Raw genomic sequence first — 24,756 nt, forward strand, 5'->3', positions numbered from 1 at the left:
ATGGCCAAGGCCAGTACCGGACGTGGTAATAAATTTTCAAAGCTAAAATACGAGGAAAGGATCCGCGATGAGATTAATCTCGCTCTCAGAAGAGAGTTCGCGGATCCTCGACTCATTAATGTTTCAATCACTCACGTAGAACTGACTCAAGACTATTCTCACGCAAAAGTGTATTGGGACACATTCAACGCTTCCACTCGCGGAGACGCGAAAGAGGCGATTGAGAGTACTGCAGGACGTATGCGCAAACTTCTTTCTACAAAGATGGAAGTTCGTCACACTCCTGAGATTCACTACGTGTACAATTCTCAGTTCGAAGATTCGAACAAGATCGACAAGCTCCTGAAAGATTCAGCGGATGAAGCTGAATAAGAAACAGGCGCTGTTTCCCCCTTTAGTTTTTAATGTGTTTAAACCGGCCAGGATCACGTCTTACGACGTGGTCAGGCATTTTAAACGTCACCTTCCCCAAGGTTTTGGGAAGATCGGTCACTTTGGAACATTAGATCCATTTGCTTCCGGTGTTCTCATGATTGGAATTTGTGGGGCCGCTCGTCTGAATGATTTTATTCACGACTTCCTTCCGAAAACTTACCTTGCTGTAGGAAAACTTGGAATTGAAACTCCGACCGGAGATTACACTTCTGAGATCATTCAGCGTGATGAATCTTTGTATCTTAATCGTGAGATCGCGAGCTTTAGTCGCGAGTTCATCGAAGAAAAACTTCGTGAGAAGTTTATCGGTGACTACTGGCAGGCCCCTCACAAATTTTCGGCCGCAAAGCACATGGGACGAAATCTTCATGAATGGGCGCGAGAAGGCATTGAAGTTAAAAAAGAGCCGGTCCTGCGTAAGGTCTATAAAATCGAAGTCGTAAAATACGCTTTCCCGTATCTTTCTATCAGAGTGGAAGTGAGCTCAGGTACTTATGTGCGCACACTTTTTACGGACATGTGTAATTATCTTGGAACTCTTGGTTCCCTGATTTCATTGGTCCGCGAAAGCGTTGGTCCGGTCACCTATAAGACCGCTCTCAAAATGAAAGACTGGCCACAGGACAAAACTCTTCCCATCATCTCTCGCGGAATGAAAATTGAAGACGTGCTGCCTTTCACCAAGCTAAAACTTGATGAAAAACAGACACTGACTTTTAAAAATGGTGGGTTCTTGAGACCTGCAGATTTGAATGTTCTTCAAGAATCATCACTTTCACAGAATTATTTCTGGATGCTGGATGAGAGTGAAAAACTGCTCGGTCTGGGTGAAAAAACTTTTCCGACTGAATTAAAACCTAAGATAAATTTTCATTCAGAGGTTGAAGTTCCTTCTTCATCTGATCATGACCCTCAATGACCTTGCCCCAGCAAGCGACACAGAAATCATCTACATTTGAAAAATTCTTCGGATCAATTTCTTTGTGAACAATGATTCCCACATTACGATTTGGACGAATGAATCCCCAGCGATTGAGGACACCACGAGTTCCATAGATACTGGTAGGAATGACTGGAATTTTCTCGTTATAAGCGAAAATTAAAAGAGTACGTTTTACTTCTTCCATCGTTTTTGGAAGAGCGTTTTTCGAACGTGTGCCTTCCGGATAGACTTGAAGACCGATCTTCTCAACCAGAATCCTTTTCCTTGCCTGATCAAAGACTCTCTTACGAGACGACATTTTTCCACGGGCCACTGGCATCGCACCTGAAGCGTACGCAATCCATCCGAAGATCGGAATATAAAGAACTTCTTTCTTCATGATGGGAGGGACTTGATACTTCGTCATCACGAGAGGGATGTCCATATAGCTCTGATGATTGGCAATATAAAGACCTTGTGCTGGAACTCCACTGAATTCCGGAGAACGATGGTCTTCAGAGAAGCGGACCTTTACCTGACATGCATAGCGCAATAGGAGCTTGCCGAAACATTCCCACATGGGAGACATGATTTTTAATCTTCTTTCAAGACCAAAAGGCAGGGCCACTAAACAAGCAGGCACAAGGGTAGTAAAAAGTAGGACTGTGCCCACTACAACAGCTTTTATTTGAATGAGAATACGCATAGGGTGGCATTGTACAGAAAAATAGATGACTATATCAATAAAGAGTCCCGATCTTTTTGTTCTAATTTCCAGCTGTTTAGGCTATAATTTCGAAGATTAATAGGATCATTTTTTAGGAGTTACTTGTGTCAACTAGCTTAATCGCCATGGGCGTTGCTATTTTTCTGGTAATCAACCTTGTTGTTGGTTTGGCCGGTTTAAGTTTATTGTTCGGGACTTTCGAGACTTTGTTCGGAAAGCCCAAGCTAACACTTTTAAGATCTACTAAGAGCGGTAACTTCTTCGCTTTCGGATTCAAGTGGAATTCAGCGAAAGAGCCAGCTGCACTAGATACTATCCGTATCCGTTTGTTCAACCCGTTCGGTAGCCCGACTCAGGTTGAAGTATCTAAGCCATTTGAGGCCAAGAAAACTTCTTTCGCTACAGAAGTAGACATGGGACCAGGATTTATTGATCTTCTTGGTGCTAAAAACTTTGATTTGGCCATGGTTCAGATTGAAGTTGTTTCTTCAACTGACGGCGTGGTTTTCCAGTTCGATATGAAAGGTCCTAAGTTTAAGAAGCTTGTGACTGAAGCTCATCTAACTGTTGATCAATTTATTGCTGACCACAAACTAGATGTTGTGAAAAAATCTCAACCACCAATTGATGTGCCTATTCGTACATTCATTGCGGATACTGTTCCTGGTAAAGGATCTCAACTTGCAATCGCTACGAACCCAGCTTTCGCTGCTCAGTTCGCGGGCGCTGGTGCAGGTGCTGCTGCCGCTGGTGGCGCAGCTGCTGGTCCTGCCGCTGAGAACTTCAAAGTGGCGAAGGTTTGGATTGAGCCAGGTTGTATCGTTTGTAACGCTTGCGAAGACATCTATAAGGAAGTGTTCGAAGTACTTGCTGATACATGTATCATCCGTCCAGGAGCCCCTCTTGATGACGGTCTAAGAATTCAAGAAGCTGCAGAAGCTTGTCCGGTTGAAGTAATCAAATTTACAAAAGCATCATAAAAAAAGGCCCTCTTTCGAGGGCCTTTTTTTTTAGATTTAAAGCACAAAATTTTTGCAAGGGTTAGGACGGGAATCCGTTGTGGCCTTGTGTTTATAACGTTCCTGATAAAAGGCCTTCGCATGATCCGCGACTTCATATGAAAGTTTCATGGTTTCATCTTCAAGCTTTGGCCATGACGAGAAGAAGGCCGCACGTCTTTCAAAGTCTGGGTTTTCGCGAATGAGTTGGGCCCGACGTCTCTCAATTTGAAGAACTCTATCTAAAACATCTTTGGCCTCTTCTTTTTCTTTACCCGATAATGTCTCAATTTTTTTCTGATAAAGCTTCTTAAGAGGTTCGGCGTTGTAGCTCAAAATCTCGCTTTGTCCAAGGCTCATGCAGCTGCGCAGTTTTAGAAAACCATCATCTTTTTCCGTACAGAAGCTTTCTTTCGGAGAATTTTTAGGTGTGGCGAGCTTACTTAAGTCTGTTCTCATCTTTGAGAGGAGAGCGTAGTAACGATCAACTGATTCACGAAATTTCCTACCGTCTCTAGAACTATACTCAACTCCTCGGGCCTTTTTGATGTTCTCAAATTGCATGATGAGATTGGTGAGTTCCTGATAATTTTTTGGCTCTTCACAGGCCTCACCTTTGGCCGCTTCGGCCGTTACATACGGTGAAAACTTGTCGTGATTAGCATCGTAGCGATAGAGATAGGGAGTGATGTTGTCATACATTTCATTATTAAGGTCCATGCCCACGGGTGAAGAAATCATGGGGAATGAAAGATCATTAAATGAACTTCTCGCATTAAGAAAGACCTCTTCCAGAGATTTCCCTTTCTTCATGTTATCAATAAATGCATTCGTAAAAGGTGCTGGACTATTTCCTGCGTAACCATAGTGATTAGGGCCGGTCGCTGAGATGATACATGTATTTGGTTTATTCAATGCAAGTGTGTTTCCTGAGTGACAAGAGAGATCAATGATAGCGAGTTTCACGCCTTTTTTTTCTGCAAGATTCACCAAATTTTGAAGCTTGTCCATTGAGACCATGCGACTACCTTCGGCTGTATCAAAATTTTGAACAGCACCACCGGTAACTGAAACGTCGTGGGTCTTCTCTTTATCGGTCTTTTTCATCGAACCATGGGTGGAAACGATCAGCATGAGCTGATCAGCACTCGTGATCTGACCATTGTTTATTTTTGTTTCATAGTCTTTGATGATTCGATCATATTCAGATTCGGTGAAGCGAGTATTAGTGGCCTTCCTTCTAAAGCTGTCGGCCAGGTAGCTTTCAGTTTTCGAATGACCACCGTTGAAAGAGACCTGTGTCTCCCAGTTTGAATTTGAATTGAAGCTACCAATAGATTTCACCTGATAGTCGAAAATTGTTTCAGGCCCCGCAGGCTCACCACCACCACCCATAAAGGTCATGTAGTTTTTTGCATGAAGAGGACCGCAAGTCATAAGTGAGAGGAGGAGAGTGATTTTTACTTTGGACATTCAATCGCCTTCAGTTCTTTTATATAGCTATGATTTTGATGATTAAGAGGATCGGGAGTACTGCGCTTCAGACTTTTAATTTCTTGAATGACAGATTTTGAAACAGGTTTACCTTTAAAGACGTATTCCCCTTTCGTTGTTGAATCCAAGTAAGGACCAAACTTCGCGGTGTCGGAAATTTTCATTCCGAATCTCATTTCGGACATGGTTTTTTCGTTCACGACAAGCTCAAGGTCAGAACCTTTAATACGGGCGACACCCTTGACCTCGTAAAGGTAACAATCGGTAGAGGCGAGCGAGTTAACAGAAATGAAAATACCTAGAAGGAATATGCTCTTCATATTCCTTCGGTATCGGTTTTATTTAGATTGGACTTTAAGTTTGGCGGACGACCGCCATCGGATATTAAGAAAGTTTTTTCCAGACAAGATCAGTCTGGAAAAAGCCTTTAAGACCTTCTTCATTTTCTTTCCAGATGTCTTTCAGGCTATCTCTGTGTTTTTTCAGTTCAGGGCATTCGAAAGTCAGAACTGGTGACTGATATTTTTCGACAGCAAATGTTCCAAGAGATCCTGGAGTAGGGTAACCAATATCAGAGGCCACTTCGTACTTATTAAAGCCATGAAGGTATTCAGCAACGTCTTTACAGTCACCGTTATAGTTCAGGATTGGCTTCCATGTATGGAAAGAAAGAATAAATCCTGGCTTGTACTTATCCATAAGTTTGACCAGAAATTGGTTCTCAGGTTCAGAAAGGGCCTTGGCACCTGGATTGTAGCGTGGCTCTTTATGAACTCCCGACCAGTCTTTCGTTGGAAGGTTGCGGTTAAGATCAACTGAGTGAGCGTTTACACGAGTCTGGTTTTTATAACCATCAACGTTCAAGATAGGGATCACGATCATCGGAAGATCTTTCAATGAATGCTCTAATTTTAGCCATTGAAAGAGTTCTTTAAGAACATAAACACCTTCAACTTCATCACCGTGAACTCCACCAATAAGATAGAGATACTTCGGAGCTTTGATGTCCGTTTTAAAAACTGGAATTGGATGGCCTTCTACAGATTCGCCACTATCAAGTTCGGAAAAAATCATACTACTCTCTATGAAGATACACAGCGGACTGACCCGGTGTCTCTTCAACCTCCACTTCTAAACTATTAAAGGCAAAACCAAATTTTTGCGTCACTTTTTTTCGAATTTCATCACAAATATAGACCGCGATTCTTTCTGCACTGGTATTTAAAATTGGCAGTAAGAGCACATCTGATTGTGGAATAGAGAAGTGGCTTTCGTCAGGTGTTTCAATGACGTAGTTCTTCCTATCGGTGTAAATTTTCAGATGCTTGTTATCTTTTGGAATCAAAAGCTTGTGATCAAGAGAATCGCAAACTTCACGAACAATCGGCTTAATGTCTAGGAAATCAAAAACCATGTCTCCCTCAAGAGAAGGAGCTTCGCCACGAACTTGAACACGGTAATTATGGCCATGAAGAGGCTCACGGGTCCCGTTCTCAAAAATCATGAAGTGCGAAGATGCAAAATTAAAGTATTGCTTATAAACTTTAATCGAAAATGGAAGACTCAAAGAGGTCCTTTCCTGTTGAGGTAATCTCACAGAAGATACTATCGCGTTAAAAAGTTGGCAAAGGGAATACTAGCTTTGCTGCGTTTTGTTAAAGGCAAAAATGAAGAAAAAACAGCTCCGCGCCCTGAATTCTCTCGAGAAGTGGCTTTTAAAAGAAATTCCGAGTCAGGAAATATTAAAAGAGGCCTTCAAAACCATCCGCGGTGCTCTGGAAAGTTTACCAGAAGAAATAGATGAAATTCCTGCAGGATTACCGGCCCCGGCCGAAATTGCTAACGAGCCTTTGACCATTGCGCTTTATTCAGATGGTGGCTGTCGTGGAAATCCGGGACCAGGGGCCTATGCTTACGTCATTCAAAATCATCAAGGTGATGTGCTCGCTGAGGGTGTAGAGTTTGAAGCGCACACAACGAACAACAAGATGGAACTCTCTGGCCCCATTCGTGGTCTTTCGGAATTAAAAGAGATTCTTCCTGAATCTCGTCTGACTAAAATTAAAGTCATCACAGATTCAAAATATGTGGTGGATGGAATGAAGAGTTGGGTCGCAGGCTGGAAGTCCCGTGGTTGGAAGAAGGCCGATGGTAAAGCGCCAGAGAATCTCGAACTTTGGCAGGAGCTTGATCAGATAAAAGACTCCTTCCTTCAAGTGGAGTGGGCCTGGGTAAAAGGTCACGGCGGACATCCACAAAACGAATACTGTGATAAGAAGGCCAACGAGGCAATGGATGCGCATCTTTCTTAGTCTTCTTTTTTTATCATTTCATCTTGAGGCCGCTTGTGAGTTTAAGACGACGGTCAAGAAAGTCATTTCTCTTTCTGGAACTTCAACTGTTGTTTTCAAAGAACTAGGTCTTCTTTCAAAACTCCATGGTATTTCCGTTTTTAATCCAATCAGTGAAAAAGCATTCTCCGGGAAAGTTTATCCCGGAGGCATTTTCCTTTCTCATAACTCACTTTCTGAATTAGAGAGAAGCGTGGTTTTTTACGATGAGAGCCGCGATCTAAAAAAAGTTCTGGGCTCTCGAAGCAGTGTGAAGGCGATCGAGATTCATACTCGAGGTCTCACTCCACAAGAATCAATAGATGGAGCTCTTAAGGCGATCGCTCCTTATGTTCAAAACTGTGAAGAAAAAATCACAAACTTAAATTCTAAGATCAAAACCTTGGAAGAAAAAATTTTGAAGAAAATTCCCAATAATCTCAACGTGGTTTTTTATTTGGGAGAGTTTCAGAATGGTCGAGCTCCAGAATTTGTGATGGTCAATGATGGAGTGGTAAAGTGGCTTAAAGATCTAAAGAAGATTAAAACTTATCCCACGGAGCTTGCTTATGTGAACTGGTCATCAAAACTGATGAGTGAGATGCCGGTCAATACCATGCATGTAGGAGTGAAGGATCCGGGACGGGATAATAAGCGTGAAATAAAAAGGTCATCCAAGAGGATGACCTTTATTTATCCTGGTTCACTTGTTCCAGGTGTGACTCAACTTGAAGCTTTTCTTTATTGGGCAGAATCTATTTTTTAGTTTGCGCCTTGTTCGCGGCCACAATTTCTTGGGCGATCTTTTTCATTCGTTGAAATTCATCCGTTGAACCAATACCACCAGAGGTCGTCATTTTCATTTCCATTTCTTTGGCTTGCTTCACACGCTCATCAGAATTCGGGTGAGAGGCCATGGCATCTGAAAGCCAAACCATCGCTGCATTCTGGCCTTTCTTCGCTTCTTTTTCCATGGAAGCGAGTTTTGAATAGAAGTCACCGATCTTCGTTTTATCGTAACCCGCAACTGTGGCGTATCTGAAACCAACGCGGTCTGATTCAAGTTCATCTTCTTGAGAGTTTTTCATGAAGGCAAACTTCTGGACCATTAAACCACCGACAGCACCACCACCGGCACCATAAGCGGTGTACTTGGCCTTACAAGCTGTGTCCTTTGGATCGCAAAGTTTTTTACTAAGCATATATCCTGCTGCGCCACCAAGGGCCGCACCAACACCACCAAATACCCATGTTTTGGTTTGTTCTTTCTTGGCCACATACATGCGCTCAGCTGTGTGACGAGCAGTCACGTGACCGATTTCATGTCCTAATACTCCCGCGATTTCAGCTTCTGAATCGGCCATGGCAATAATAGGAGCTGTGATGAAAACACTTCCTGCTGGCATCGCGAACGCGTTCACGACCTGCGCATCGATCACCGTGAAAGTGTATGTGTAAGGATTGTTATTCAAACGGTTGGCATTAACAAGTTTTTGACCCAAGCGATTGATGTAGGCCTGAATCTCTTTATTTTTGGCCGCAGGATATTCTTTCATCATTTCCGGCAGGGCCTCTTGTGTGAGCTTCTTTTCTTCTTCAACTGTGAGGGCCACTTGTTGGCCTTCGTTATTTCCTTCGCGGTAACGATCAGATGTCTTGGCGCAAGAAACTAATAGAATCACCAGGGAAAGTCCCATGATTAGCTTATTTGTCATATATACCCCTCTAAAAGCGATTAACACATTTTATGTAAGAGGATAGAATCTTCCAAGAATTATGTATAAATTCAAAATCACCGATCCACATTTTTTGCCTCATTGTGCTTGTGATATCGAGCTCACGCTTATGCCTGGTGAAATCCTGACTTTGGTAGGAGAGAATGGAATTGGGAAATCCACACTCATGAATCGCATTTGGTTAACAGGTGCCCATGAGATGACCTATGTGGAGCAGAGGCCCTTAGATTATTTTTATGATCGACCTTTAAAAAGAATCAAAGAAGTACTTCTCAAGGCCCGTGGGGATAAAATTGATGAAGAGTTTTTCTTCTCCCTATGGAAGCGGTTTGGATTAGAACAGAAAGAATCGCGAATGCATTCTTCTCTTTCCGGTGGAGAAGGGCAGGCGCTAAAAATCGCTCTTACTCTTGCTCAGAAATCTCAGTGTTATCTACTTGATGAACCTTCACAGTTTCTCGATGTGAATATGAAACAAGTTTTAAGTTCTGTGATGAGCGAACTTCAAGCTAAAGAGAAATCTGTTTTATTAGTTGAGCATGATAAAGAATGGATTCGTAGGGCCCGTTTTGTTCAACTGGGAATTGTTAACGAGACATTGAAAGAGGTGAAATCATGGACTATCTGATTCCAAGATTTCTCTGTGCCTTCTTATCTGGTGCGATCCTTTCTCAAACCGGTAGTTTGATCCAGATGGGAACCAGGAACATTCTGGCGAGTCCTTCAACTCTTGGTTTTGATGGACTGAGCATTCTCTGGATTCTTATTCTGCATTCCGTATTATTACTGACAGGATACGAGCATCCGGTGACAGTGTTATTTTTGTTTGGTGTTCCCGTTTTTGCCATCGTTGGAATTTTCTTTTCGAAGTTCATCGGACAATCAAAAAATATTGAGCGACTGATTCTCTTGGGCCTGACATTTAATTTGCTCGTAGGGGCAGTGTTCTCACTTTGGCAGTTTTTGTTCCTGGCCTTCAACCTGCCATTTCCAGTTGAGTTATGGTTTGGTCATTTTAGATTTGCTAATCCAGAGGCCCTGGGAATTTTAGTTGTCTTAGAATTTCTCATCTTGTTTGGATGGTGGCGCCTTTCTAAAGAATTCTTATTATTCTCTCTCGGAAAAAACCTCGCTTCGAATTGGAAACTAGAGGAGAGAACGGTTTATAAATTTTTATTTCTGACAGTGGCGATCGGAACTTTTACGGTCATTAGTCTTTTCGGAGCATTTTCATTTATGGCCTTGGTGTTTCCGATTTTTGCTCGAAAGCTTTGGTTCAAAAAGTTTGATTTGGCCGGAGAATTTTTAATTGGTGGCCTTGCCAACGGACTATTACTCATGGCGATTGATTCCGCCTGTTACTACTTTCCCATCTTCGGGGCAGAAATTCCGGTGGGCCTTATCGCAACGGCGGTAGGTGCGCTGAGTCTTATTTTCCTTTTGTGGACTTCAAAGGGACCCATGGAAATAGTGGCAAAGACTAAAAAATAAAGTTATTCTTTAAATGTTTTAATCAACAAAGGATTGTTCTCTATGAAAAACACGTGGGTTTTATTAAGCCTTTTAGCTTCTGTTCTAGTTCTGTCTGCTTGTTCTAAAAATGATCCAAAGAAAATTTCCCTTGAGTCTGAAGACGATAAAACGTTCTACGCTATGGGATACATGCTTGGTGGAAATCTTCAGCGCCTAAGCCTTTCTGATAAAGAGCTTGCTGCTCTTTACAAAGGTGTTGCTATGGCAGCGAAGAATGAAAAGTCTGAAGTTGATATGGCCGTTTATCAGAACCGTATCCAAGAAGTTTTCAAAGCTCGTATGGATAAAGTTGCTGCTAAAGAAAAAGAAGCTGGTAAAGCTTTCATCGAAAAGTTCATCAAAGATGAAGGTGCTACTAAGACTGAATCTGGTCTAGCTTATAAAGTAATCAAAGAAGGTACTGGTGCTACTCCAACTGCTGAAGACGTTGTTGAAGTTCACTACCACGGTACACTTGCTGACGGTACAGTTTTCGATTCATCAGTTGAGCGCGGTAAGACAATCTCTTTCCCACTTAACCGTGTAATCAAAGGTTGGACTGAAGGCCTACAAACTATGAAAGAAGGCGGAAAAACAAAATTCGTAATTCCTTCTGACCTAGCTTACGGCGAAGCTGGTGCTCCTCCAAAAATTCCTGGTGGCGCAACTCTAGTTTTCGAAGTTGAGCTTTTCAAAGTTACAAAAGCTGCTGACGCTAACAAGCCAGCTGCTCCAGCTAAGAAAAAGTAATTCTTTTAGATCTGATTTAATAGACGAGGGCGGTAGCAATACCGCCCTTTTTTTTACTCTAAAGTGGCCCGCAATTCGGAGTAATCACTTTCTCCAGCGGTAGTAATCACTTTCTCCAGCGGTAGTAATTCACTTTCTCCAGCGGCAGTAATTCACTTTCTCCAGCGGCAGTAATTCACTTTCTCCAGCGGCAGTAATCACTTCCTCCAGAGAAAGTAATTCATCTTCAATGGCATTTAATTAAGTCTTTAAATCTGATGAATGTGCTAGGCAGGGGAACGAGAACCAAGGATTAAGCACAAATAAAAAGGCCACCTTTCGGTGGCCTTCATTAAGAATCAAATTTATCTAAGAATTACTTAGAAGGTTTGAACCAACAAAGTGGACGTGTACCAGTTTTGTAGCCAAGAGAACCGTGACAAGTACCTTTTACTTCGTCAGTAGCAGATACGTCTTCGTTCATGCTTACGTCACAGATTGAACCTGAGTAGTAAGTATCTAGACGACATTGAGCTTTAGGGTGGTTGTCATCAGTTTTAGAAACAACAGCTCTGTCTGGAGTTTCAAATTTTGTAGCAGGAAGGTTTCCAAGAGCTGAGAAAAGATCAGAAACTGATTTTCCTGCCATTGAAGTACGGATACAAAGAGCAGTATCTTCTGCATCGTTTTTAGTAGCTTTTTTACAGCCATCAACAACCATCTTCGGAGCACCAAGAGTTTTTACGATAGCTTGGTTATTGTCGTTTACCCATGCTTTACGAAGACACTTAAGAACTGCGAAGTAGTCAGATTGACCTTCGTTTGAAGCCCAGCTAACAGCTCCACCGCCGTTACCGCCCCACCATCCGCCGCCGCCAGCAGATTGACCTTTTCTTGGAGCTCCACCGATGTGGTGACCAAGTTCGTGACAAACAACTAGAGACATCCCGTCTTTAGTAATTGTATTGTGACGAGCAAGACCGCCGAACATTGCAACTTTCCAAGTTTTACCTTGTTGAGAAGCGTATGCGTTAACTGTACCGTCAGTCCAGTTACGCTCGATATATAGTTTTGCACCCATGCTTGAAACGATCGGAGCATAGATTGCTTCAACTTCGTCAATTGCGTCATTGAATTCTGCTTCAGTGATACCGCCCTTAAGACCTTTCTGATCTGCAGAGATGTATAGATCGTTCTCAGGAACGAATCCACCTTTACCATCTTGTGAACAAGCAAGTGCTGATCCAGCAAGTGTAAGGCTTAGTGCCAATGCTGTTAGTTTCTTCATAGTCATTCTCGGTATCCTCCGTGATCTCTAATACAATTTTGTGTTAGGATTTTATGTGGATGGTTATTGTTTCGTTTTTCAAAAAAACCTGTCTAGTCAGAAATTCATTTTGGCCTCAGGTTGTAAGAAGATGTTGGAAAACTGACCAAAATAGACAGTTGTGCGCAAAATCAATTAAAGGAATTTCATGTTTTTCATCGCGTTTTATGTTCCAGAAGATCATGCAGAGAAGGTGAAAGAGGCCATGTTTCAAGCAGGAGCTGGAGCAATAGGTAACTATCGCAAATGTTCTTTTGAATACAAAGGAGTAGGTCAATTTGAACCGATGCAGGGAAGTGATCCTTTTATCGGTAAACAAGGTGAAGTGGAGCGTGTTCCGGAACTCAAAGTGGAAATGGTTTGTGCAGAAGGACATCTTGCCGCAGCAATTTCTGCTTTGAAGATGTCACATCCCTACGAAACTCCCGCTTATCATGTGATTAAAACACTCAGCTTTTGAGCTGTAATTAAAGCTAAAAAGTTGATCCGATCGAACCGATAAGAAAAGAGAACAAAGAGGTTTAAATGAAGCTCTTCCTTTTTTCTATCTTACTTTCAACTCAGCTTTTTGCCGCTGAAAATAAAACACCACCATTGCGTGAAGTGGCCGTGATTGTGACAAAAGAGGGTTATTACCCGAAGTCCCTGTCTGTTTTTGAGGGCGAGAAAGTGAAGTTCTATGTGACTTCAACCGTTGAAGAACCTCATTGTTTAATCGTGGAATCTCATAAAGTTTTCCTGGCCGCCAACAAAGGCAAGGTGACCGAAGCAGAAGCGGTCTTTGATAAGGCCGGGGAATTTGCTTTTTATTGCCCGAGTTCAAAAAATGACGGGAAAATAGTGGTTTTAAAGAAAGTTGTGCCGAAGAGAGAAGTGGCCTCTGAGAAATCAGACGGCATGCTTTGGACCCCGAAAGAGTATTAGGAGTATTGACTCATGAGTAGCGTTTTTCAGGACGCAATTTCGACCCTCTTATCACCGATCGGCGATTTGCTGAAAGACCCTTCTATTTCAGAAGTCATGATCAACGGTCCTTTTGATATTTTCATTGAACGAAAAGGTCTCGTTTACCGAGTTCCTAATAAATTTCCAGATGATGAATCTTTGATGGCCTCGATGCGAGCAGTTGCTCAGTCAGTGGGGCGTGTGATTGATTCAGATAACCCTCGTCTGGATGCTCGTCTACCTGACGGTTCCCGTATTGCAGTGGTGATTCCTCCTATGGCCAAGGCCGGGGTAACAGTTGCCATTCGTAAATTCTCTGAGGAGAAATTAGGTCTGAAAGACCTGATCAATTTCGGTTCGCTTTCTCCAGATGGAGCGAGATTCTTAGATTGTTGTATGTACCTGGGTAAGAACACCCTGGTTTCAGGTGGTACCGGTTCAGGTAAGACCACCATGCTAAACGTTCTTGGCGGACGAATGCCAAAAACTCAGCGTCTTCTTATCATTGAAGATGCGGCCGAACTTCAAATTAAGGCCGAGCACGTGGTTCAATTTGAAACACGTAAGCCAAATAAAGAGCGTGGGATTAAAGAAGTGACCATCAGAGATTTGATGGAATCTGCACTCCGTCTTCGTCCAGATAGAATTATCGTGGGGGAGGTTCGTGGTCCCGAAGCTCTTGATCTATTGAACGCCATGGGGACTGGTCACGAAGGTTCTATGGGTACAGTTCACGCCAACTCCCCGGTTGATGCCTGTACACGTCTTGAGACTCTGTGTCTCATGGGTGAAACCAAGATTCCACCTGATGCCATTCGTAAAATGGTGGGAAGTGCTTTGCAATTAATTGTTCAATGTAGCCGTTATCATGATGGTGGTCGTCGTACATCTCATATTTCAGAAGTTCTGGGCGTGGATGAACACGGTCGTTATGTGGTGCGAGATATTTTTCGCTGGGTGCAAACTGGTAAGGATGAGAACGGTAAGTTCATCGGAGAAATGGTTCCGACGGGCTATGTTCCGACATTCTTTGAAGAGTTTGTGGCGAATAAACTTCCATTCCCAAAAACAAACTTCAAGCCGCCTGAATGGGCCGCACAGATGCTGAAGAAAGCGTCTTAAAAGTCTTTTCAGAATTTTTAAGCTGAGTAGAATAGAGGCACTACAAAGGAGCCTCTATGAGTACTATTAAAAAGATTCATGCGCGACAAATTCTAGATTCACGTGGAAATCCAACGGTTGAAGTTGATGTAACAACGGATAGAGGATTTGTAGGTCGTGCTTCAGTACCATCTGGTGCTTCTACTGGAAGTCGTGAGGCCCTTGAGCTTCGCGACGGTGATAAAACTCACTATATGGGCAAGGGCGTTTTAACTGCGGTTAAAAACGTGAACGAATTGATTGCTCCAAAACTAATCGGCAAAAGCGTTTTCGATCAACGTGCGATTGATAATCTCATGCTTGAAATTGATGGCACTGAAAATAAAGCGAAGCTTGGTGCGAACGCGATTCTTGGTGTTTCAATGGCCGTTTGTCGTGCCGGTGCTCTTGAAAAAGGTAAACCTCTTTATCAATATCTATTCGAAGATCTTAAAGTTCCAAATCCGGTTGGTAAACTTCGTCTTCCAACTCCATTGATGAACATCATTAATGGTGGTGCTCACGCTTCTAACAATCTTGATATTCAAGAGTTCATGATTGTTCCTCACATGAAGAAGTCTTTCTCTGAAAACTTCCGTGCAGGTGTTGAAGTTTTCCATAACCTTAAAAAAGTTCTTTCTGATAAAGGTTATTCAACAAACGTGGGTGACGAAGGTGGGTTCGCTCCAGACCTTAAATCTCACGACGAAGCGATTGAGTGTATCCTTACAGCGATTCAGAAGGCCGGATATAAGCCTGGTGTAGATATTTCTCTTTCTCTCGACTGTGCTGCTTCTGAGTTCTACAAAGATGGCAAATATGAGATGCAAGGCAAGACCTACACTTCAGAAGAAATGATCCCTTACTATGAACACATGACGAAGATTGCTCCGATTTATTCAATCGAAGATGGTTTCGATGAGTCAGATCAAAAAGGCTTCATCAACTTCCAGGCAAAACTAGGTTCGAAACTTGTGAACGTAGGGGACGATCTGTTTGTTACAAATGCCAAAATTCTTAAGCGTGGTATTGATAATAAAGAAGCGAATGCCATTCTTGTGAAGGTGAACCAAATCGGATCTCTTTCTGAAACATTCGATACATTGAAACTTGCCTTCGATAATGGCTTTAAAGCGATTATTTCTCACCGCTCTGGTGAAACGGCCGATGCTTTCATCGCAGATCTTGCAGTTGCAACAGGATCTGGACATATCAAGACCGGTTCTGCTTCTCGTTCAGATAGAATGGAGAAATACAATCAACTTCTTCGTATTGAAGAAGAATTAGGCCCACGCGCGCAATTTGATCCAGTAAAATAAATCACATGAAGCTGGGGGGAACATTTTCCCCTCAGCTTTTTTATTTGTCCGTATCCCCGCTAGGGCTTAAAATTGAACTTGTTTGGACCTGAGCTCAAAGGGGGTCCCATTTGAACACCAAGCTTTTTGTCGGTTTAACTTTTTTCTCTGACAACTCTTTCGCGAAAAATATCGAAAGTTTTCGTTCGCGTTTTGATTCCAAATATCAAACCAACCCTGATTTGCATTTGCCGATTGTGGCTCCATTTGAAATTGAAGTGACGGAAGTGAAAAAACTTAAGCAGGAACTGGTAGAGGAGCTTGAGTCATTTTATTTTGAGAACACTGCTCATCACGTTTTAGGTTTCTCTGGGCTGGATGTTCAAGAACACAAGAAGAACAAGATTCTTTATCTGAAACCGGCCATTGAGGAAGAGCTTTCTCTTTGTCAGGAGTCTCTGGTTTCCATCTGTAAGTCTTATATCACTGATCGTGATAAGAAGATAAAAGACTCTAAAAAAACTTTCCTTACCATGGGGCGATTCAATGATCCTATGGAGCTGCATGCTTCAATTGAGCTTGCTCAAAAAGAATTTCAGGAATTCACGGCCCTTCCATATCAATCCATTTGTCTTTTCTCGAAGAACAATGGCATCTGGTACAGAGAGGCAGATTTGATCAGTTTCGACCGGCCAACTAACGCCTTTTTGCATTCATCCAATATTTCCATATAATGGTTGAATGAAGTTCATTCCTCTTTTCCTCATGTTCGTGGCGAGTGCTGCTGTTGCACAAACTAGTTACGTTGCTCCCACTAAAGTCCTCCTTAAAAAAGGTTATCAAATCGGAGTCACCGGAGAGTACTGGAAGTCCTCTAAGTCTGTTGATAAAGATGGAAATGATTTGGACTATCGTGATGATGAATCTTTCTCACGTCTTCAAGGTGAAGTTGAGGGGCGTTACGGTCTGACCAATGAATTACAAATCAGTGGGGGAGTTCGTTTCCGACAAAATGCTTCGAAACTACTTAACGCTGGTGGTGTAATTGAAGATGAAACCAGCACAGGTGTTCAGTCGACGTATTTAAATCTCATGTATGCCTTCAAACCGGTAGACCAATTCTTCTACGCCATTGAAGGTACCTTTCGCTACACTCCTTATACAAATGAAGAATCCACAACGAGTGAAAAGGCCAGTCTGGTTTTGGGTGATGATGGAAACGAGTACTCTGTAGGTGCGGCCGTTACTTATGCCTCACGTACTAATAACTTCCTCACTCTTCGTGGTGGTTACAGAAATCCAGGCAAGGATCTTGGCACTGAACTTTATTGGCAAGCAGAAGCGGCCTTGGCCTGGAGATATGTGGCCCTTATTGCTGGTGTCGATGGAGCTTCTTCGATGAAGAACGATCCCTACGAAGACAAGCCCCTGGAAAAACCAAATTACTATACAGGTCGCACTTCTTTATATAACAGCAGTAATCGGGAATGGATCGCGCCCTATGCTGGTTTGAATCTGGCCCTAGGTGAGAACTGGAGAGTAGAGGCCCGAGGCTCTCAAGTTGTGAGTGGCAAATCTACTGATTTCGGAACGAATTTTAGTGTTGCCCTTATTCGACGTGTGGATGGCAAGAAGACCTCAAATCCAGATAAAAGATTCAAAGACTATGACTTTGAAGGCACTATTACGAAGGTCTCTCCTAAAAAAGGATTTGTGGTCATTGATCGTGGACTTTCAAGTGACGTTCAAAAAGGCATGAAGATTGATTTCTACGAATTTGATTACGTGGGCGGGAATATTCTTCTTGCACGCGGGACGGTGATCCAGGCCAAATCAGAAACGGCCATCGTGAAGATTACCCAGCTCTTTAATACTAAGAAGGAACTAAAAGAGGGTATCGTCGCCCGTGGTTTCTTTAGGTAGTTGACGAAACTTCTTGGGATAATGGGGCAATTCTTATCGGCAGTTGTAACCTATTGAGTTTTAGTTAAAATTAGAAAAAGCATTGTGACTTAAATTAAGGACATGGCCCATGAAGCTCGTTTTCTCTCTGGTCTTAGCTGCATTCTTTTCTTCTAATCTCCATGCGAAGAGATTTGCCAGTAAGTATTGTGAGTTTGAACTACCTGCGGGGTGGGAATGTGCTCTGGAAGGTTCAGAGTATGTTTGTCAGAGTGAAAATGCTGACCGTAAAAAAGAATCTATCATCATTCTTGCGGCCAAGATCAGAGGTGAACAAGACACTATTGATCAGTACATGGCCTATTTGAAAAAGAACAAAGAATACAATCTTCCTGGTGGAAAGAAGCAAGTCTCAGAACCAAAAAACACGAAGACCACAACTATCAACAACCATCTGTGGGTAGACGCTCTTCATTTGGCGTCTGAAGTTCCGGGATTCTATACTCGTTATCTTGCTACTGTGAAAGAAGATCTTGGTATCGCAGTTACCTTCTCTGTAAGTAAAGACCTTTATACAACTTATCAGCCGATCATTGATAAGATGGTTTCAACACTTCGAGTTTTCCGTCAGAAGAAAGCAGATATTGCAAATCTTAGAACAGGAACTCAAGAGTCAGATCCACAATTTAATGATGTAACATTCAATCCTAATGCTCAGATGGATCTTGGCGGTAAAACGAAGAAGCGCGCTAGCGGCAGTGAGGGCGACGACGACATGATGTTGATTGTGGCCGTGATCGTTCTGGTTGCTATCGGCGGTCTTATCCTAAAGAACAAAAAGAAAAAGCCTAAGAAGTAATTAGGTGCAAACGATTGTTGGCGTTCCAAATTTCCCTCGGAGAATGTAATTATCTGAGGTTCCGTGATTAGCCACAGTCATAACAGAAGTATTCTCCGGAGAAAGGATTCTCTGGCTAAAATGTTCTTATGAGTCGCATTTTTTCATTTTTATTGAGCTTTCAACTTCTGGTTGCGCCAATCAATGTGGCGTACGCAGAGTCTCAATCAAAAACTGAAACCACACAAAAACCAGCACCGGCAAAAACCACTGCAGAAAAGAAAGCAGAAGAAAAGGCCGCGGCCAAGGACTCGATTGCTAAAGGTGTGACCGACGCCGAAAGTTCTCAAACCAATCCTCAGTATGATTCAGAGTCTCAGCATCAGGGTGGATTTGGATTTTACTCTAAGCAAGTCCTTGCGATCTCAACCAGTATTATCGGGGGAAGTATCATCGAGCAATGTGCTCTTGGTGCAAAGATCCCCTCGATCATTACCTTCATGGCAGGATCTCTGGTGTATATTGCCTCCGAGCTTTCTGGAGCAAAAGAGCAGAATGCTGATCATAACCGTCGCATTGAAGACATCAAAGTCATTGAACAGCAACTCAAGTCTCAGGGTGGGGAAGTTCAGAGGGCGATGCTTGAGCAACGCTTGAAAGAAGAAAAGGCCACTCGAGATTATTTCATTAAAAAACGTAATTGGATGATTGCTGTAACTGCCATTTATTTTACGGCCATGGCACTTGCACTTTCTGAAGAGGCCTCAGGGATCGCCGCTGGTGTCGCTTCCGGAACAATGGTGTGTGCAGGTCTTGCCGCTGCTTATGCTGCTGGTTGTGGACCTAAATATCCTGCTTGTTATGCCGCTCACTTTGCTGCTTGTCAGGCGTTAGCACCTCTTGGTTGGGCCGCTGTCATGCCTAACTTCGCGAACCCTGCTGCTCCTGCCGTTTCTTTAACCGCCTGTGCGGCCGCCACTCAATATGCTCCAGGATGTGCTGCTTACCATATGTCTTATCACGCGATTGCCTATGCCGGTTGTCAGCCAATTCCTGGCGTGAGTGGAATGATAATCGCCAAAGCGATCTCAATGGCCTATTCGACGGCCCTGACCCGCACCAGTGGTGCCAAATCCACAAGCTATATCGTGATGTTGGCGGGTCTTCTGATGTTCTTCGTGCCTTCGCTTCAGAGCATGGTCGTGGCGATGTATAACTATCCAATTCCTAGATCAATCACTTTTGGTATTTCGGCGGCCCTGGCCACTGCAGTTACGACTGGATATATGTCTCGTATTTCTGTTGCCGAAGAAAATATCAAGAAGCTTGAAACACTTCTGGCCCATTATCGTAAGCAGACTGATGATGATACGACCATTGGAGCAGACCTTGCTAAAAACCCTGATCAACCAACAACAAATGGAACTGAGTTTCAAGGTGTAGAGGTCAATCCTACAAAAGTTAATTATTCTAACAATAACGCCAGTACGTTGAAGCCAAATGAAATCAGAAAGCTTACGACTGACAACAAACCAATCAAATTAAACAGACCAAAAACTTGTATTTCAAATTCAGGTGGCAGTGTTGATTTCTCTGAGAAAGCATGTGCTACTCCGCTAAAAGTTTCCAGACCAACATTCACAGTGAAAAACAATAACGGTGATCTTATTAAGAACGCCGGGAATCTTACGATTGATATGGCCCAGGCCGTGAGTGATGGTGATATTGATAAAGCGGATGCGATTGCGGGCCAACTTGGTAGCATGGCCTCAAAGATTAAAGAGACCGCTCTTAATTATCAAAAAGAAAAAAATGAAATCCTAAAGGCCGCTGGAATTAAATCAGAGGAAAGTGGCGAACTTTTGGATTATCAGAAACAGCTGAATGATCAAGTGGCCGCGATTCAGATGGATCTTGTTAAAGAGGCCCAGAAACATAAGCTTAATATTTCGGCGGCCGATCTTAATTTAGAAGATGGTGCTGCTTCTGTTTCAGATAAAACAAAAGCGGAAGAGTTAAAGATTGGAACAGTGGCGAGTACAAACATTGAGGCCATAAAAAACGACATTACTCCTGGAACTGAAGAATCGGGCATGGGAATGCCTGACGAGAAATCATTACTGGGAGATTATAAAGAAGACACCTCTGGGGCCGGCCTACCGACTGGCATTTCTGAAGAGGGAATGGATTCTTTATTCTCTAAACAAAATAGCGGAGAAATCACAGAAGACAATCCTTACGGTCTTTCGCCAGAGGCCCTGCGAGCTGCCCGTGCCAATGGGTATGCTCAGCTAGAGAACCGTGTGAAACGCTATGGTATCGAAGAGGACGGCATTAACTCTCTTAGTGATTCCTCAATCTTTAAACAGATATCTACTCGATATTTTATGAACTATTCGAAGATCTCCATCCGTCGCCAAAAGTCTGCTTCTCCCTAGTTTCGAGAATTTTTGTTGGCAGATAATTCTACAGAGTTCTCCAGAATTTTCCGATACTTAAGCATTAATCATGATGGCGTTTAGCTGGTTCAATTAACCAAGATAAAATAATTGTATGAAAAAATTATTTGCAGTCATTTTGAGTCTAAGTTTAATCATCGCTCCTGTGCCGGTGGCCCATGCTGGTGCTGGTGGTATCGCTAAGCAGATTCTCGGGATTGCTAACGGTGTAGTAGGAGCAGCGGTCATTACGAAGTGTAAACTCGCTTCAACTCAGCCCTCTATCCTCATTTATATGGCCGGCAGTATTGTCTTCGTTGCTGCTGAAGTGGCCGGAGGTAAGAAAAAGACCAAAGATGTAGAGTCTCAGGCCCAAAGCTTGGATCAATTAAAAGCAAATATGAAAGAGGGTGGCGATTATCAAATGGCCGCCATCGAAGAACGAATTAAAGACGAAAAATCAACTCTTTCATTTATTCAAAAGCGTCGTAAGTGGATGATGGCCACTAAAGCGATTTATGCAGCAGCAACTGCTATGGCCGCTCTGGAAATTGTTATGCAATCCCCACCAATTTTTAAATCATGGGAAGCTGCTTGTATGCCTGATCAAAGCCATATGCCTATGGTCAGTGCAATCGGCTTGGCCTATGGGGCAGCAATGAGTTCAGGCGGTACTTTGAAAGGCTTTGCTATCAGTGCGGCCTTAGGCTTTGTTGTAAAAGAAGTTTTATCGAGAGTTGGTATTGGTGCTGAAATAGCAGATAAGGCCATTTCGATTTTAAGTACGGCCCCTGGTCGTATTGCTTTCTTTGCTGCGGCCACAGCATTGGTAATGATGATTGATAGCGAACTTGCGAAAGAAGAAAGTGAGTCTAAGAAGCGACTGGCTGACTTAGAAAAGGTCAGAGATGCATTCAAGGCCGCCAGTCAAACAACCACCCAACTTGCAGAAGGTTCTTCGACTGATAATGCAGCAGGGGCAAATGCCAATGGTACAGACGGTACAGATGGTACGGACCCTACTAAGAAGACTTATGAGATAAATAAGCTTGCTCAAGGAACAGAAGTCAAAAAACAATGTTTCTCTCGCGGAAGCGATGGGGCCATGAGCTATTCAGAGAATGGATGTAAAAATTCAATCAAGCTTGTTCGTCCTAAATTTGAAGCAAACATGAATCTTCCAACTCTAAAATCTGTTTCAAATCTTGCAACTGACATGGGTCAAGCTGTAGCTGATGGAGACATGGGTAAAGCAGACCTTGCGGCCGGTGAGCTTGCCAGCATGGCCAGTAGAATGGACGCTGTTAAAGACAGTCTCATGAAGAAAATAAATGATCAGATGAAAAAAGAAGGCAAGAAACCAATTGATGTGAATGCAGAATTACAAAGACAAGTAACAGCTCTTAACGATGCCATTAATAAGCAGACCCCAGGAGCTGGTAACTATACTGTGGCCGGTCTTGGAGATATGAGCTCGGCCTCGAAAGGTTCAGGTGAGGCCTCAGTATCACCAGTGGATACTGCCGCCAGTGATTTAAATGGAGAAGTGGCGAAGGCGGCAGAAGCTCCTGCTCAAGAAGTCACTCCAATTGGTTCAGAGGCCTCGGCCCTTAGCTCAATCACAGAAGACTCTCTTGGTGTGGCCAATGCTGAAGAGGCCCTAGGAATTTTGGGAGCGAAAAAAGCAGAATCAAATGAAATGAACTTCACGACCGCGCAAGGTGATATTTCAGGAGAGAGTGAATCATCAATCTTTAAGCAGGTCTCAAATCGCTACTTCCTGAACTACAACAAGTTCTTCCAGCGTAAAGAGATCAATCCACCAATGGCGGCTCCTGCCCCGGCCAACTAATAAGTGCCAAGTTTCTAAGTCATAAAGGCCCCTCTAACAGGGGCTTTTTTATTGTCTAACCACTTGAATTTTCAACGATTTGTCTCAGCTCAGGTAGGTCTAAAAAGTGATCAGATTTATAATTAAATCAAGATTTTAACTAAGTATCCGATAAGCCCAATAGGATATTTTAAAAGAGAATTTTATGAATATGAAAACTCTGGCCGTCTTAGTGATTATGGGAATTTCTCTTTCTGCTTTTGCACAGGGAAATGGAAACAACAACGGCAATGGAAATAATAACGGTAATGGGAATCATCGTTTGCCAACGGTAACGAAGGCAGCTGAGTGTCACGCCACTTTAAAATTGCCAGCTGAAGAGCTCAAAACAAAGGCAGAAACTGATCCTTCCATTAAAGAGTGTATGATCCTAAAAAGCTTTGTGGATAAAGCACAGGGCGGAGACCTTCCTGATCAAGATGGACCAGTGTCTTCGATGAAAGGTGAAATTCAGTGTAAAAAGACCGCTGGTTATACAATGGATTTTGAGGCCTGTAAAACTGCTGCTTCGGCATTGAATTTTGTGGTGAACGCTGAAGCTGCGATGGAACTTCAACAACAAATCAGAACCGACGTTAAAAATACGAACATTCAGAAAGAAGCCAATAAAAAACTTGCACAAGGCGATGCTCAAACGGGAATGTTTGATGCGGCCATTGAAAGTAATAAACACCAAAAGCAAATGCAGCAAGAAAAAATGTTGGCCTTCTCAGCTGCTGTTGCGGCCCTAGGGACGACTTATGCAAGATGGCCTTCAGATAAAGATCTTTTTAAAAAGGCCTGTGAAGGAAATACTGATCAAAAAGCGTGTAAAGAAACGTTTGATAAAAACTTAGGCACAATTTCAATTAACAAAGATCAAAAGTCCGCTCTTATTCAGGCCATTACAATGTATACCGCCAAGGGCCTTGCCGCTGGTATTGCCATGAAACAATATGATACTTCGGCCAATACAGTTGAGAAGGCAAAGGCAGCAGTTGAACAAGAACCTGAAGACGTGATGGTTGCACGTTGTGCATTCAATCCCACTGATCCAGCATGTGCGAAACCTGGTAACCGTGTTGCCGGTGAATCTTATACCGGTGGTGATTTCTCATTCGGAAGCGGTTCTGGAAATAACTCTTTTGATATGGGCGCAGGTACAGGTGAGTTTGGTGAAGAAGGTGAAGCTTCTAATTTACCAACTGACACTGTGGCCGGTGTAAATTCTCCATTTGAAGATGAAGCAAAGAAGGCCAATGGCATTCTCGATCCGGCAGCTGCGGCTTCTGTGCAACCTGGTAGTGCTCCAGGAAGCGGAGGCGGTGGAGTTGGTGGTGGAGGCGGTGGTGGTTCAGCTTCACTCGGAAGTGACCTTGCTGCTGCTGAAAAAGATGGGGACAAAGAGGCGAGCTTAAAAGCAACCAAGGCCTCTGGTAACTATAACTCCGCTGGTGGTGGAGGCTTCTCAGCGATCAAAGGTGGTAAAGAAGACAAGAACCCATTTGCCAGTCTGTTTGATGCGAAATCAAGCGGTGGGATTGAAGAAGATCGTTCGATTGCTTCAGGTGATATTGATGGCGCGGCCTCTGGTCTGTTCCAAAAGATTTCGAAGCGATATGGACAAATTCAAGCTGACAAACGGATTGAAGCGAATAATCTAGAGTAATGAACGAAAATATCCAATTTGAGTACGAGGTGCTCATCCGTGAATTTCACCTCGACAGCTTCGGCCATGTAAACAACGCCGCCTATGTGCAGTTGTATGAAGAGGCCCGCTGGGACTTTATTACCAAAAATGGATTCGGACTGGATTACGTGCAAAAGCACCAGATTGGTCCTGTCATTCTTGATCTTCAAGTGCGCTTTAAACGTGAATTAAAGAATCGTGAGACCATCAAAATTCTTTCTCGTGCAGTCGAGATTGTGAGTCCTAAAATTATGGTGCTTGAGCAGTCGATGATCAAGGCCGATGGAAAAGTCGCTTCAGAGGCCACGTTTACGGTGGGCTTCTTTGATATGAAAGAGCGGAAGCTGATTGCGGCGAATGATGATTGGTTAAGAGCTTGTGGAGTTAATGTAAAATAAAAAGGGCCCGATTTCGGGCCCTTCGTT

The 24,756-nt window shown here is 43.1% G+C and carries 26 protein-coding genes; 19 read left to right on the top strand and 7 right to left on the bottom strand.

Translation table 11 applies throughout. The features are described from left to right. The gene (gene rbfA / locus ACJVC5_RS09960) at positions 1-372 is read left to right on the top strand and encodes a 30S ribosome-binding factor RbfA (RefSeq protein ID WP_408095357.1); all 372 of its coding nucleotides are present in this window, start codon (positions 1-3) and stop codon (positions 370-372) included. Next, positions 359-1,354, top strand: coding sequence for a tRNA pseudouridine synthase B (locus tag ACJVC5_RS09965; RefSeq protein ID WP_408095358.1), 996 nt, complete (start codon positions 359-361; stop codon positions 1,352-1,354). The genes rbfA and ACJVC5_RS09965 overlap by 14 nt, the downstream gene beginning before the upstream one ends. On the opposite strand, the gene ACJVC5_RS09970 is transcribed toward ACJVC5_RS09965, so the two are convergent. Next, entirely contained in the window at positions 1,293-2,063 is a 771-nt protein-coding gene (locus ACJVC5_RS09970) for a 1-acyl-sn-glycerol-3-phosphate acyltransferase (protein WP_408095359.1), read from the bottom strand. The genes ACJVC5_RS09965 and ACJVC5_RS09970 overlap by 62 nt on opposite strands. 125 nt (positions 2,064-2,188) lie before the next feature. On the opposite strand from ACJVC5_RS09970, the gene ACJVC5_RS09975 reads away from it, so the two are divergent. Further along, the gene (locus tag ACJVC5_RS09975; RefSeq protein WP_408095360.1) at positions 2,189-3,064 is read left to right on the top strand and encodes a ferredoxin; all 876 of its coding nucleotides are present in this window, start codon (positions 2,189-2,191) and stop codon (positions 3,062-3,064) included. 36 nt (positions 3,065-3,100) lie between these two features. Here ACJVC5_RS09975 and ACJVC5_RS09980 read toward each other — a convergent pair whose 3' ends face one another. From ACJVC5_RS09980 to ACJVC5_RS09995, 4 genes are all read right to left on the bottom strand, one after another. After that, the gene (locus ACJVC5_RS09980) at positions 3,101-4,555 is read right to left on the bottom strand and encodes a hypothetical protein (protein ID WP_408095361.1); all 1,455 of its coding nucleotides are present in this window, start codon (positions 4,553-4,555) and stop codon (positions 3,101-3,103) included. Continuing rightward, complete coding sequence (locus ACJVC5_RS09985; protein WP_408095362.1) at positions 4,543-4,896, bottom strand: hypothetical protein; 354 nt, start codon at positions 4,894-4,896, stop codon at positions 4,543-4,545. The genes ACJVC5_RS09980 and ACJVC5_RS09985 overlap by 13 nt, the downstream gene beginning before the upstream one ends. Positions 4,897-4,960: 64 nt before the next feature. Continuing rightward, the gene (locus tag ACJVC5_RS09990) at positions 4,961-5,650 is read right to left on the bottom strand and encodes a M14 family murein peptide amidase A (RefSeq protein WP_408095363.1); all 690 of its coding nucleotides are present in this window, start codon (positions 5,648-5,650) and stop codon (positions 4,961-4,963) included. Between the two features lies 1 nt (position 5,651). Continuing rightward, positions 5,652-6,143, bottom strand: coding sequence for a 6-pyruvoyl trahydropterin synthase family protein (locus tag ACJVC5_RS09995; RefSeq protein ID WP_408095364.1), 492 nt, complete (start codon positions 6,141-6,143; stop codon positions 5,652-5,654). 100 nt (positions 6,144-6,243) lie between these two features. Between ACJVC5_RS09995 and ACJVC5_RS10000 the strand changes: the two genes are divergently transcribed. Together ACJVC5_RS10000 and ACJVC5_RS10005 are read left to right on the top strand one after the other, a co-directional pair. Continuing rightward, on the top strand, positions 6,244-6,888 hold the full coding sequence (locus tag ACJVC5_RS10000; protein WP_408095365.1) for a ribonuclease H family protein: 645 nt from the start codon (positions 6,244-6,246) through the stop codon (positions 6,886-6,888). Then, positions 6,872-7,672, top strand: coding sequence for a hypothetical protein (locus ACJVC5_RS10005; RefSeq protein ID WP_408095366.1), 801 nt, complete (start codon positions 6,872-6,874; stop codon positions 7,670-7,672). Before ACJVC5_RS10000 ends, ACJVC5_RS10005 begins: the two co-directional genes overlap by 17 nt. On the opposite strand, the gene ACJVC5_RS10010 is transcribed toward ACJVC5_RS10005, so the two are convergent. After that, a complete protein-coding gene (locus ACJVC5_RS10010) occupies positions 7,662-8,621 on the bottom strand; it encodes a M48 family metalloprotease (protein ID WP_408095367.1) in 960 nt (319 codons plus the stop codon). The two genes, ACJVC5_RS10005 and ACJVC5_RS10010, sit on opposite strands and share 11 nt — an antisense overlap. A 61-nt stretch (positions 8,622-8,682) precedes the next feature. Here ACJVC5_RS10010 and ACJVC5_RS10015 point away from each other — a divergent pair, with 61 nt between their 5' ends. Genes ACJVC5_RS10015 through ACJVC5_RS10025 form a run of 3 tightly spaced genes read left to right on the top strand, consistent with a single transcriptional unit; the run spans position 8,683 to position 10,904 of the window. Continuing rightward, entirely contained in the window at positions 8,683-9,270 is a 588-nt protein-coding gene (locus tag ACJVC5_RS10015; protein ID WP_408095368.1) for an ATP-binding cassette domain-containing protein, read from the top strand. Then, positions 9,258-10,133, top strand: a complete 876-nt coding sequence (locus ACJVC5_RS10020; RefSeq protein WP_408095369.1) for an iron chelate uptake ABC transporter family permease subunit — start codon at positions 9,258-9,260, stop codon at positions 10,131-10,133. Before ACJVC5_RS10015 ends, ACJVC5_RS10020 begins: the two co-directional genes overlap by 13 nt. A gap of 42 nt (positions 10,134-10,175) precedes the next feature. Beyond that, positions 10,176-10,904 (top strand): FKBP-type peptidyl-prolyl cis-trans isomerase, encoded by a 729-nt coding sequence (locus ACJVC5_RS10025; protein ID WP_408095370.1) that lies wholly within the window; start codon positions 10,176-10,178, stop codon positions 10,902-10,904. A 355-nt stretch (positions 10,905-11,259) separates the two neighbouring features. On the opposite strand, the gene ACJVC5_RS10030 is transcribed toward ACJVC5_RS10025, so the two are convergent. Beyond that, positions 11,260-12,177, bottom strand: coding sequence for a hypothetical protein (locus ACJVC5_RS10030; RefSeq protein WP_408095371.1), 918 nt, complete (start codon positions 12,175-12,177; stop codon positions 11,260-11,262). 181 nt (positions 12,178-12,358) lie between these two features. Here ACJVC5_RS10030 and ACJVC5_RS10035 point away from each other — a divergent pair, with 181 nt between their 5' ends. The 11 genes from ACJVC5_RS10035 to ACJVC5_RS10085 all read left to right on the top strand — a co-directional run bounded on the left by ACJVC5_RS10035 (position 12,359) and on the right by ACJVC5_RS10085 (position 24,729). Next, positions 12,359-12,670 (top strand): NGG1p interacting factor NIF3, encoded by a 312-nt coding sequence (locus ACJVC5_RS10035; protein ID WP_408095372.1) that lies wholly within the window; start codon positions 12,359-12,361, stop codon positions 12,668-12,670. A 65-nt stretch (positions 12,671-12,735) separates the two neighbouring features. After that, entirely contained in the window at positions 12,736-13,134 is a 399-nt protein-coding gene (locus ACJVC5_RS10040) for a cupredoxin domain-containing protein (RefSeq protein WP_408095373.1), read from the top strand. Between the two features lie 12 nt (positions 13,135-13,146). Then, positions 13,147-14,277, top strand: a complete 1,131-nt coding sequence (locus ACJVC5_RS10045) for a CpaF family protein (RefSeq protein ID WP_408095374.1) — start codon at positions 13,147-13,149, stop codon at positions 14,275-14,277. Between the two features lie 56 nt (positions 14,278-14,333). Then, entirely contained in the window at positions 14,334-15,614 is a 1,281-nt protein-coding gene (gene eno, locus ACJVC5_RS10050; RefSeq protein WP_408095375.1) for a phosphopyruvate hydratase, read from the top strand. A gap of 110 nt (positions 15,615-15,724) precedes the next feature. Beyond that, complete coding sequence (locus tag ACJVC5_RS10055; RefSeq protein ID WP_408095376.1) at positions 15,725-16,327, top strand: 2'-5' RNA ligase family protein; 603 nt, start codon at positions 15,725-15,727, stop codon at positions 16,325-16,327. Between the two features lie 7 nt (positions 16,328-16,334). Beyond that, on the top strand, positions 16,335-17,516 hold the full coding sequence (locus tag ACJVC5_RS10060) for a hypothetical protein (RefSeq protein ID WP_408095377.1): 1,182 nt from the start codon (positions 16,335-16,337) through the stop codon (positions 17,514-17,516). Positions 17,517-17,625: 109 nt separating this feature from the next. Next, positions 17,626-18,354, top strand: coding sequence for a hypothetical protein (locus ACJVC5_RS10065; RefSeq protein ID WP_408095378.1), 729 nt, complete (start codon positions 17,626-17,628; stop codon positions 18,352-18,354). Positions 18,355-18,482: 128 nt separating this feature from the next. Then, the gene (locus tag ACJVC5_RS10070) at positions 18,483-20,771 is read left to right on the top strand and encodes a hypothetical protein (RefSeq protein WP_408095379.1); all 2,289 of its coding nucleotides are present in this window, start codon (positions 18,483-18,485) and stop codon (positions 20,769-20,771) included. A gap of 115 nt (positions 20,772-20,886) precedes the next feature. Next, positions 20,887-22,623, top strand: a complete 1,737-nt coding sequence (locus tag ACJVC5_RS10075; protein ID WP_408095380.1) for a hypothetical protein — start codon at positions 20,887-20,889, stop codon at positions 22,621-22,623. Positions 22,624-22,807: 184 nt separating this feature from the next. Then, positions 22,808-24,310 carry a hypothetical protein gene (locus ACJVC5_RS10080; protein WP_408095381.1) on the top strand — a complete coding sequence of 501 codons (1,503 nt, stop codon included), beginning with the start codon at positions 22,808-22,810 and terminating at the stop codon, positions 24,308-24,310. Further along, complete coding sequence (locus tag ACJVC5_RS10085) at positions 24,310-24,729, top strand: acyl-CoA thioesterase (protein ID WP_408095382.1); 420 nt, start codon at positions 24,310-24,312, stop codon at positions 24,727-24,729. The genes ACJVC5_RS10080 and ACJVC5_RS10085 overlap by 1 nt, the downstream gene beginning before the upstream one ends. The last annotated feature ends 27 nt before the right edge of the window (positions 24,730-24,756 follow it).

This window comes from Peredibacter sp. HCB2-198 (assembly GCF_045999315.1).
In the GTDB taxonomy this organism is placed as follows: Bacteria; Bdellovibrionota; Bacteriovoracia; order Bacteriovoracales; family Bacteriovoracaceae; genus Peredibacter.